Below are 9,763 nucleotides of genomic sequence, written 5' to 3' on the forward strand. Positions count from 1 at the left end.
AACGAGAGCGGCATCGCCCCCGTCCGCTCCACGGGGACGAGCGCGGGGGCCGCGCTCCCCTGCCCCGCCTGGCGCAGCGCGTCCACGCGGGCGGCCAGCGCCCGCACCGTGGGCGCCTCGAACACCGTGCGCAGGGGCAGCTCCACGCCGAACGCGTCGCGGACGCGCGACGCCACGCGGGTGGCCAGCAGCGAGTGGCCGCCCAGGACGAAGAAGTCGTCGCCGGCGCCCACGCGCCCGGCCCGCAGCACGTCGGCGAAGATGCCGGCCACGATCTCTTCCCCATCCCCGCGGGGCGCCACGAACGCGCCCGCGTCCATCGAAAGCTCCGGCGCGGGGAGGGCGCGGCGGTCCACCTTGCCGCTCGTGTTGAGCGGCAGCGCGTCCATGGGGACCAGGGCGGACGGCACCATGTGCTCCGGCAGCCGCGCCCCCAGGTGCGCGCGCAGCGCCGCCGCGTCCGCGCCGCCCACCACGTAGGCCACGAGCCGCGCGCTCCCCGCCGCGTCGTCGCGCACGGTGACGACGGCGTCGCGCACGGCGGGGTGCGCGCGCAGGGCCGCCTCCACCTCGCCCGGCTCGATGCGGAAGCCGCGGATCTTCACCTGGAAGTCCACGCGGCCCAGGTACTCGATCTCCCCATCCGTGGTCCACCGGGCGCGGTCGCCCGTGCGGTACAGCCGCGCGCCCGGCGCTCCGAAGGCGTCGGGGACGAACGTCTCCGCCGTGAGCGCGGGGCGGCCCAGGTAGCCGCGGCCCACCTGCACGCCGCCGATGAACAGCTCGCCCGGCACGCCGGCCGGCGTGGGGTTCATCCCGCCGTCCAGCACGTGGATGCGCGTGTTGGCCACGGGGCGGCCGATGGGCACCACGCGCCGCGCGCGGCGCTCCGCGGCCCAGTACGTCACGTCCACGGCCGCCTCGGTGGGACCGTAGAGGTTGTGGATGCCGGCGGACGGCAGCGCGTCCATGGCGCGCTCCACCAGGTCGTACGGCAGCGCCTCGCCGGAGCAGACCACGCGGCGAAGGGACGTGCAGCGCGCCGCCACGCCCGCGTCCACGAACGCCGCCAGCATGGACGGGACAAAGTGCAGCGTCGTGATGCCCCGCGACGCGATGAGCTCCGCGAGGTACGCGGGATCGCCGTGCGCGCCGGGCTTCGCCAGGACGAGCCGGGCGCCCGTCATCAGGGGCCAGAAGAACTCCCAGACGGACACGTCGAAGCTGAACGGCGTCTTCTGCAGCACGACGTCCGTCGCGTCCAGCCTGTATTCATCCTGCATCCACCGCAGCCGGTTGACGATGCCGCGGTGCGCGTTCATCGCTCCCTTGGGGCGGCCCGTCGATCCCGACGTGTAGATGACGTACGCCAGCTGCTCCGGCGCCACGTCGACCGACAGCGCGTCGGCGGATTCGGCGGCGATCGTCTCCCGGTCCGCGTCCACGCGGACGACGCGGGCGCCGTGCGGCGGAAGGGCATCCGCCAGGCGCGCCTGCGTGAGGAGGACGGGGATCCCCGAATCCTCCAGCATGTACGCGATGCGGTCCGCCGGGTACGACGGATCGATCGGCACGTACGCGCCGCCGGCCTTGAGCACGGCGAGGAGCGCGACGACCAGCTCCGTCGACCGCTCTGCGCACACGCCCACGCGCGTTTCGGCGCCGACGCCGAGGCCGCGCAGGTGGCGGGCGAGCTGGTTGGCGCGCGCATCCAGCCCCGCGTACGTCAGCGTCTCGTCGTCGAGCTGCACGGCGACGGCGTCGGGCGTGCGCGCCGCCTGGGCCTCGAACAGGCCGTGCAGCGACGCGTCCAGGTCATAGGCGCGCTCCGTGTCGTTCCACGCGGCCAGCTGCGCGCGCTCCGTATCGGCCAGGAACGCCAGTTCGGCGACGGACCGCTCCGGCTGCGCGGCGGCCGCTTCGACGAGCGCCGCGAAGTGCGCGGCCATGCGCTCCATCGTGGCCGCGTCCCACAGCTCTGCGCGGTAGGTGAGGGAGCCCGCGACGGCGTCGTCCGTCTCGGCCAGGGCCAGCGTCAGGTCGAACTTGGCGCTCTCCGCGTCCGCGGCGAACGGGGCGGCGTGCAGCTCGCCCAGGCGCAGCGCCTCCAGCGCGTTGTTCTGCAGGACGAACATCGCCTGGAACAGCGGCGTGTGGCTCAGGCTGCGCTCGGGCGCCAGCTCCTCCACGAGCTTTTCGAACGGCACCTCCTGGTGCTGGTGCGCGCCCAGCGTGGCCTCGCGCACCCGGCCCAGCAGCGCGCGGAACGACGGTGCGCCGCTCAGGTCCGTCCGCAGCACGAGCGTGTTGACGAAGAAGCCGATGAGCCCCTCCGTCTCCAGCCGCGTGCGCCCGGCCACCGGCGTGCCGACGCTCACGTCGTCCTGGCCGCTGTAGCGCGCCAGGAGCAGCTGCCACGCGGCCAGCAGGGTCATGAACATCGTGGCCCCCTCGCGGCGCGACAGGGCGCGCAGGGCCCCCACCGTCTCCGCCGACAGCGCGAACGACACCGACGCGCCACGGTCGGACGGCACGGAGGCGCGCGGCCGGTCGGTCGGCAGGTCCAGGAGGGGCGGCGCGCCGGCCAGGCGCGTGCGCCAGTAGCCCAGCTGCGTCTCCAGCACGTCGCCGGCGAGCCACGCGCGCTGCCACGCGGCAAAGTCCGCGTACTGCACGGGGAGCGGAGTCAGCGGCGACGGGGCGCCGCGCGCGAACGCGTCGTACAGCGCCGACACCTCGCGGACGAGGATGCCCGTGCTCCAGCCGTCGCTCACGGCGTGGTGCAGGGTGAAGAGCAGCGCGTGGTCGTCCTCCGCCAGGCGCAGCAGGCGGGCGCGCAGGAGCGGACCGCGCGCCAGGTCGAACGGCGCGCGCGCCTCGTCCGCCGCCATCCGCCGGGCTTCCGCCTCGCGTTCATCCGCCGGCAGGTGCGACAGGTCCTCGACGGCGATGCCCATCGGCGCGGCGGTCTCGATCACCTGCGCGGGCTCGCCGCCCACGGACGGAAAGCGGGTGCGCAGGGTCTCGTGCCGGCGGACGATCTCCGTCAGCGCGCGCTCCAATGCGGACACGTCCAGCGCGCCCGACAGCCGGACGGCCCGGGGCACGTTGTACGCGGCGCCGCCGGGCTGCAGCTGGTCCAGGAACCACAGGCGCTGCTGCGCGAACGAGAGCGGCAGGGTGCCGTCGCGCGGCACGGGGACCACGGGCGGGGCCAGGCGCTCGTCGCCCCCGGCGCCCAGCGCCTCCACGCGCGCGGCCAGCCCCTCCACCGTGCTCGCCTCGAACAGCGCGCGCAGGGGCAGCTCCACGCCGAACGCCTGCCGGATGCGCGAGATGAGCCGCGTGGCCAGCAGCGAGTGGCCGCCCAGCGCGAAGAAGTCGTCCCTGGCGCCGACCGGCTCCATCCGCAGCACGTCCGTAAAGAGGCCGGCCAGGATCTCCTCCGCCGGCGTGCGCGGATGGACGTACGCCTCCGCCTCCGCGCCAAAGTCCGGCGCGGGAAGGGCGCGGCGGTCCGTCTTGCCGCTGGAGCCGCGCGGCAGCGCGTCCAGCACGACGAACGCGGCCGGCACCATGTACTCCGGCAGGCGCCCCTTGAGCCCGTCGCGGAGCGCGGACGCGGAGAGCGTCGCGCCCGCCGCCGGCACCACGTAGCCCACGAGCCGGTCCTCGCGGGCGACGACGACGGTGTCGGCCACGCCGGGCTGCTCGCGCAGGGCGGCCTCGATCTCGCCCGGCTCGATGCGGATGCCGCGCACCTTGACCTGGAAGTCCACGCGGCCGGCGAACGCCAACTGGCCGTCGGGCAGCCAGCGCGCGCGGTCGCCGGAGCGGTACAGCCGCCCGCCCGGCACGCCGCTGAACGCGTCGGGGATGAACGTTCGCGCCGTGAGCCCCGGGCGGCCCTGGTATCCGCGGGCCACGCCCACGCCGCCGATGTGCAGCTCGCCCGGCACGCCCACGGGCAGGGGCTGCCCCGCCCCGTCCAGCACGTACAGGCGCGTGTTGGGCACCGGCCGGCCGATGGGCGGCGTGCGCGTCTCGTGCGTCACGTCCGCCACCGTCACGCGGACGCTGGTCTCCGTGGGCCCGTATCCGTTGATGAATCGGCGGCCCGGCGCCCAGCGCGCCACGAGCTCCGCCGTGCACGCCTCGCCGCCCGTCATCACCGCTTCGAGGTCGGGCAGGTCCGCGTGCGGCAGGGCGGCCAGCGCCGTGGGGGTGAACTTGGCGTGCGTCACCCGCTGACCGCGCAGCAGCTCCACCAGCTCCGCGCCGGGGATGAGCGCCTCGCGCGGCGCCGTGACGAGCGTGGCGCCGGCGCACAGGGGGGTGAACAGGTCCGTGACGGACGCGTCGAAGTGCACGGGCGCAAAGTGCAGCGACCGCGCGCCGGCCGTGATGCCGTACGCCTCGATGTAGTTGACGACCGTGTTGCAGACGCCGTGGTGCTCCACCAGCACGCCCTTGGGCCGGCCCGTGGATCCCGACGTGTAGATGACGTAGACCAGGTTGCGCGGCCCCACGCCGGACGCCGGCGCCGTGTCCGGCTCGTCCGCGAACGCGTCCGCCGCCAGGGCCAGCACGGGCACGCCGGCCGCGGCGAGGGCGGCCGGGTCATCCGCCAGCACGAGCGCCGCGCCGGAGTCCTGGATGACGTAGGCGAGACGGTCGGCCGGGCTGGCCGTGTCCAGCGGCACGTACGCGCCGCCGGCCTTGAGCACGCCCAAAATGCCGGCCAGCTGCTCCGGCCCGTTCTCCAGGTGCAGCGCCACGCGCGTCTCCGGACCGACGCCGCGGCGCTGGAGCGCGTGGGCCAGGCGGTTGGCCGCGCCCTCCAGCTCCGCGTACGTCACGGCGCGGTCGCCGTGCTGGACGGCCACGTGGTCCGGCGTGCGGGCGGCCTGCGCCTCGAAAAGCCGGTGCAGGCAGGTCTCGGGATACGGGCGCGCCGTCCCGTTCCACTCCCCCACCACCTGCCGCCGCTCCCCATCCGACAGCAGCGTCTGCTCCGACAGGGGGCGGTCCGGGTGGGCCGCCACGGCCTCCAGCAGGGCCGTGTACTGCGCCAGCATCCGCTCCGCCGTGGCCCCGTCGAACAATTCCGCGCGAAAGGCCAGCACGCCCGCGATGCCGTCGGGGCCCTCGCCCGCGCGCAGGTTCAGGTCGAACTTGGCGGACTCCGTGCCCGTGGGGAGCGCCTCGAAGCGCGCGTCGCCCAGGGCCAGCTCCGTGCGCTCGTTGTTCTGCAGGGCGAACATGGCCTGGAACAGCGGCGTGGTGGCCAGGGAGCGCTCCACGGCCAGCTCCTCGACCAGCCGCTCGAACGGCAGGTGCTGGTGGGCGTACGCGCCCAGCGTGGTCTCGCGCACCTGGCGCAGCAGCCGGCGAAACGAGAGCCCCGGCTCCAGCCGCGCGCGGAGGACGAGCGTGTTGACGAAGAAGCCCACCACGCCTTCCAGCTCCTCGCGCGTGCGCCCCGCGATGGGCGTGCCCACCAGCACGTCGTCCTGGCCGGCGTAGCGGCCCAGCAGCAGCTGCCAGGCGGCCATGAGCGTCATGAAGAGCGTGGCGCCCTCCTCGCGGGCCAGCGCGTGCAGCGCCGCGGACGTCCGGGCGCCCAGCGCGAACGGGCGGCTCTCCGCGCGGGTGCCGGCCACGGCGCCACGGGGGCGGTCCGTGGGCAGCTCCAGCAGGCGCGGCGCGCCGTCCAGCTGCTCGCGCCAGAACGCCGTCTCGCGCTCCAGCACGCCCCCCTTGAGCCACCCGCGCTGCCACAGGGCGAACTCCGGGTACTGGGTGCCCATGGGCGCCAGCTCCGGCCGCAGCCCCTGCGCGTGCGCGGTGTAGAGGTTCGACAGGTCGCGCACCAGCACGCCCATGCTCCACCCGTCGGCCACGATGTGGTGCAGGGTGAACAGCAGGCCCCACTCCTCGTCGTCCAGGCGCACGGCCACGGCGCGCAGCAGGGGGCCGTGCTCCAGGTCGAACGGGCGCGTGGCGGCGTCATATGCCAGCCAGCGCAGCTCCTTTTCCCGGTCCTCGGGCGACAGGCCCCGCAGGTCCACCCGCGTGAGGACGTCGGGGGCCGTGGGCCCCACCACCTGCACGGGGCGGCCGTCGCGCTCCGTGAAGGTGGTGCGCAGGGCCTCGTGGCGCTGCACCACGTCGCGCAGGGCCCGCCGCAGCACCTGCACGTCCAGGTCACCCCGCGCCCGCAGCGCCAGGGGGATGTGGTACGCGGGGCTGTCGGGGTCCATGCGGTGCAGGAACCACAGGCGCTGCTGCGAGAACGAGAGCGGGAACACCCCGCGCTGCGCCCGTTCCTGGAGCTTTTGCACCAGGAGGCGCCGCTTCTCCTCCACGGAGGGAGAGCCGGTGGGGGCCACGGGCGTTTCGTTCACCATTCCGCGTCCTCTTCAGTCGTGGTTGCGTCGGGCAGGCAGGGCAGCCCGTCTCGCGGGGACGGCTCGCGGGGGAGCCGCCCCGTCACGAAGACAGGCGCGTCGTCGATGTCCAGGCAGGGACCGGCATCGCCGGCCCGCAGGTCGGGCGAGTACACCGGGATTGTGTGCCGCGGGTGGCCCGGAACGGGCGCCATCTCGCTCATGCGCGGATTTTGTGGCGAAAAAGGACAATGACACTGGGCGCGAGGCGCCGAGGCTCGCCGCACTGCGGGCACGAACGCGCGGCGGCCCGCGGTGGGGCCGCGCGAATCACGTCCTGAATGGGTGGCTGTTATTATCGGACAGGATAATAAAACAAACCGTGCCGGGATGCCACCCCTCCCGCAAACACCTGTTGTGCGGCGGGAGAAATGCCGGGCCCTGGCGTGCGGGGGAGCCGGAAGGAGGGAACGTCCGGAGCGGGGGACGGAGGGAGAATACGCATTTCCAGCGCGTATTCGGCGCCAGGATTCGAACCCGTCCCGTCGTCCCGGTGCCGGCGCGCGCGGCGGGACAGGAACGGAATTCTCACGCACAGGGAGCAGGGGCAGCAGAGTACTGCAACCGCTTTTGTAGTACTGCTGCCTCTGCTCCCTCTGCGTGAAAAATTCCCTGAGGCTCGCCTGCCCTGGACGCGCGCTACGGCACCCGGTTCCGCGAGGCGCCGCCGGCGTGGCGCTGGCGGCTGGCGAGGGCGCGGGCCCGCTCCAGCACGGCGCTGCCGGCGGGGGCAGGGACCGTCTCGCGGGCGCGGACGGCGTAGAGGTTGTAGAGCGTGCTTCCCGCGTACATGTCGTCCTGCTCCGGCGTGACCTGGAATCCGTGGCGCTCCAGCAGTGAGGTCACGCGCGCCAGCCCGCCGTCCACGTCGTGCACCTCCAGCACCACCTGGCGGATCCGCGGCCAGTCGGCGTCGTCGATCCCCCTCAGCACCTGCAGCTCGCTCTTCTGCACGTCCACCTTGAGCAGGTCGATGCGCGCCACCTGGTGCTCGTAGATCACCTCCGAGAGGGGGCGCAGCCGGCAGCGGAACGTCTCCGCGCGAAACCGCTCCTCCAGCAGGTCGTCCGCGTGCTTCATCACGTCCGGCATCCCGTCCATCCCCTGCCGCAGCTGGTTCTCCATGATGGCCAGCAACGTCTCGCGCTCCTCGTGCAGCGCGGGGTGAAACGTGGACATCCCCGGCGAGTTGGGATAGAAGGTGAACTCCGCCTCGCCCGGCTGGTCCGAGATGCCGAAGTTGAACAGCTGCGCCCGTGGCGCGTACCGCGAGGCATTGGCCCGCAGGATCTCGAACAGGCGCGGCGCCGGCTCAAAGGTGAACGAGGTGATGCGGTGCCCCAGGCTGTGCATGAACATCGTCGTCATGCCGATGTTGCCGCCCACGTCGAACACGCAGTCGCCGTCCGCCAGCGTGAGGCCGTTCTTGAGGTAGACGCGCTTTTCGAAGACGTCGTGGTAGAAGTACCGCGCCTCGGCCCTGCTCTGGTAGACCACCTCGTAGCCGTTGGGCAGCGTGACCGTCCGGTGCCGCAGGTGGTCGGGAATGGGCGGCAGCTCGCTCATGCTCACGGTTCCTGGCGAAGGGGGGACGCGCGGCGAAAGATGCGCAAAACAGCCCCCGGCAGGAGGCTGTTCTCGTTGGGACGACGGATGAAGGAGAAACATTACCGGACGGGATGATACCAGACTTCTGCCCGCCGTTCCACCCCGCCGGGGACGCCGATGGCGGGAAACGATCCCCACGCGGGGGAGCAAGGAGCAGGGAGCTCCGTCCGGGGACGAAGCCCTCTGCCGCCCCTGCTCCCTCTGCGTGAAAATGCAGGAAAAGCCGGCCGCCGCGCGGTCCGCGCCACGGTGCGCCCAGCTCACCACTCCGCGTTCTGGTCCATCGACAGCTCGGAAAGCAGGCGGTCCAGGTCGTCCTCGGACAGGTCCTCCATGGTGGCCAGCACGGCCTGCGCCTCGTCGCGGGACATGACCTCGGGCTCTGCCGGCACCGCCACCAGGGCCCAGCGGCCCACCTGCTCCACGAACCCGCCCAGCGTGGGCGACTCGAACAGCGCGCGCACGGGCACCTCCGCCCCCAGCGCCTTGCGGACGTGGGAGATCACGCGCGTGGCGCGAAGCGAGTGCCCGCCCAGGGCAAAGAAGTCGTCGTGCACGCCCACGCGGCCCACGCCCAGCACCTCCGCCCAGATGCCGGCCACGATGCGCTCCGCCTCCGTGCGCGGCTCCACGTACTCCACGCCGTCCGACCCCTCCGGCGCGGGGAGCGCCCGGCGGTCCACCTTGCCGTTCGCCGTCAACGGGATCGCGTCGATGGAGACGAACGCGCCGGGCACCATGTACGCGGGCACCCGGTCCTTGAGCCACGTCCGCAGCTCCGAGGCGGACGCCTCCGCGTCATCCGCCGCGACCACGTACGCCACCAGGCGCTTGTCTCCCGGCGCGTCCTCGCGGGCGATGACGACGCAGTCGCGCACGCCGTCGTGGGCCCGCAGGGCGGACTCGATCTCCCCCGGCTCGATGCGGAAGCCGCGAATCTTCACCTGCCCGTCCAGCCGGCCCTGGTAGGCCACCGTGCCGTCCGCCAGCCAGCGCACGCGGTCGCCGGTGCGGTACAGTCGCGATCCGGGCGCACCGAACGGGTCCGGCACGAACCGCTCGGCCGTCAGCGCCGGCCGGCCCAGGTACCCGCGCGCCACGCCGTCGCCCCCCGCGTACAGCTCGCCGGGCACGCCGACCGGGACGGGCCGCATCCGTCCGTCCAGCACGTAAACGCGCGTGTTGGCGATGGGCGAGCCGATGGGGACAGGCCCGCCCGTCCACGCGTCGTCCACCGTGTGGCAGGTGGTGAACGTCGTGTTCTCCGTGGGGCCGTAGCCGTTGATGAGCCGGATGTGCGGAAAGCGCTCCCGCACGCGCGCCACCGCCTCCACCGGCAGCACGTCGCCGCCGGCCAGCAGCTGCCGGACGCCCGCCAGGTGCTCCACGCGCTCGTCCACCATCGCGCCGAAGAGGCCGGCGGTGAGCCAGAGCGTCGTGACCCCGTGCCGCGAGATCGTCTGCCCCAGCTCGTCCAGGGACGAGGCGGCGCCCGGCATCAGCACCAGGCGGCCACCGTTCAGCAGCGCGCCCCAGATCTCGAACGTGGACGCGTCAAAGGAGACAGGCGCGGCCTGCAGCACCGTCTCGTCCGGGCCCAGGTGCGCGTAGTCCGTCTCGCGCACCAGCCGCACGACACTGCGGTGCTCCACGCCCACGCCCTTGGGCGTCCCCGTGGAGCCGGACGTGTAGATGACGTACGCCAG

The 9,763-nt window shown here is 73.6% G+C and carries 4 protein-coding genes; all 4 read right to left on the reverse strand.

The annotated features are described in order from the left end of the window. Positions 1 to 6,410, reverse strand: a 6,410-nt coding sequence (locus VFZ20_RS02295; protein ID WP_329682200.1) for a non-ribosomal peptide synthetase, incomplete at its 3' end; no start/stop codon positions are given. After that, positions 6,404 to 6,613, reverse strand: coding sequence for a hypothetical protein (locus VFZ20_RS02300; protein ID WP_329682201.1), 210 nt, complete (start codon positions 6,611 to 6,613; stop codon positions 6,404 to 6,406). The genes VFZ20_RS02295 and VFZ20_RS02300, both read right to left, overlap by 7 nt. A 475-nt stretch (positions 6,614 to 7,088) precedes the next feature. Next, positions 7,089 to 8,015, reverse strand: coding sequence for an FkbM family methyltransferase (locus VFZ20_RS02305; RefSeq protein ID WP_329682202.1), 927 nt, complete (start codon positions 8,013 to 8,015; stop codon positions 7,089 to 7,091). A gap of 302 nt (positions 8,016 to 8,317) precedes the next feature. Beyond that, the coding region (locus VFZ20_RS02310) for a non-ribosomal peptide synthetase (RefSeq protein ID WP_329682203.1) at positions 8,318 to 9,763 on the reverse strand (1,446 nt) is incomplete at its 5' end.

Source organism: Longimicrobium sp. (assembly GCF_036280135.1).
Lineage (GTDB): Bacteria > Gemmatimonadota > Gemmatimonadetes > Longimicrobiales > Longimicrobiaceae > Longimicrobium.

Bases quoted from the DNA above. Each gene is read 5' to 3' on its own strand.
- VFZ20_RS02305 (WP_329682202.1), bottom strand. From the start codon at position 8,015: ATGAGCGAGCTGCCGCCCATTCCCGACCACCTGCGGCACCGGACGGTC.
- VFZ20_RS02300 (WP_329682201.1), bottom strand. From the start codon at position 6,613: ATGAGCGAGATGGCGCCCGTTCCGGGCCACCCGCGGCACACAATCCCG.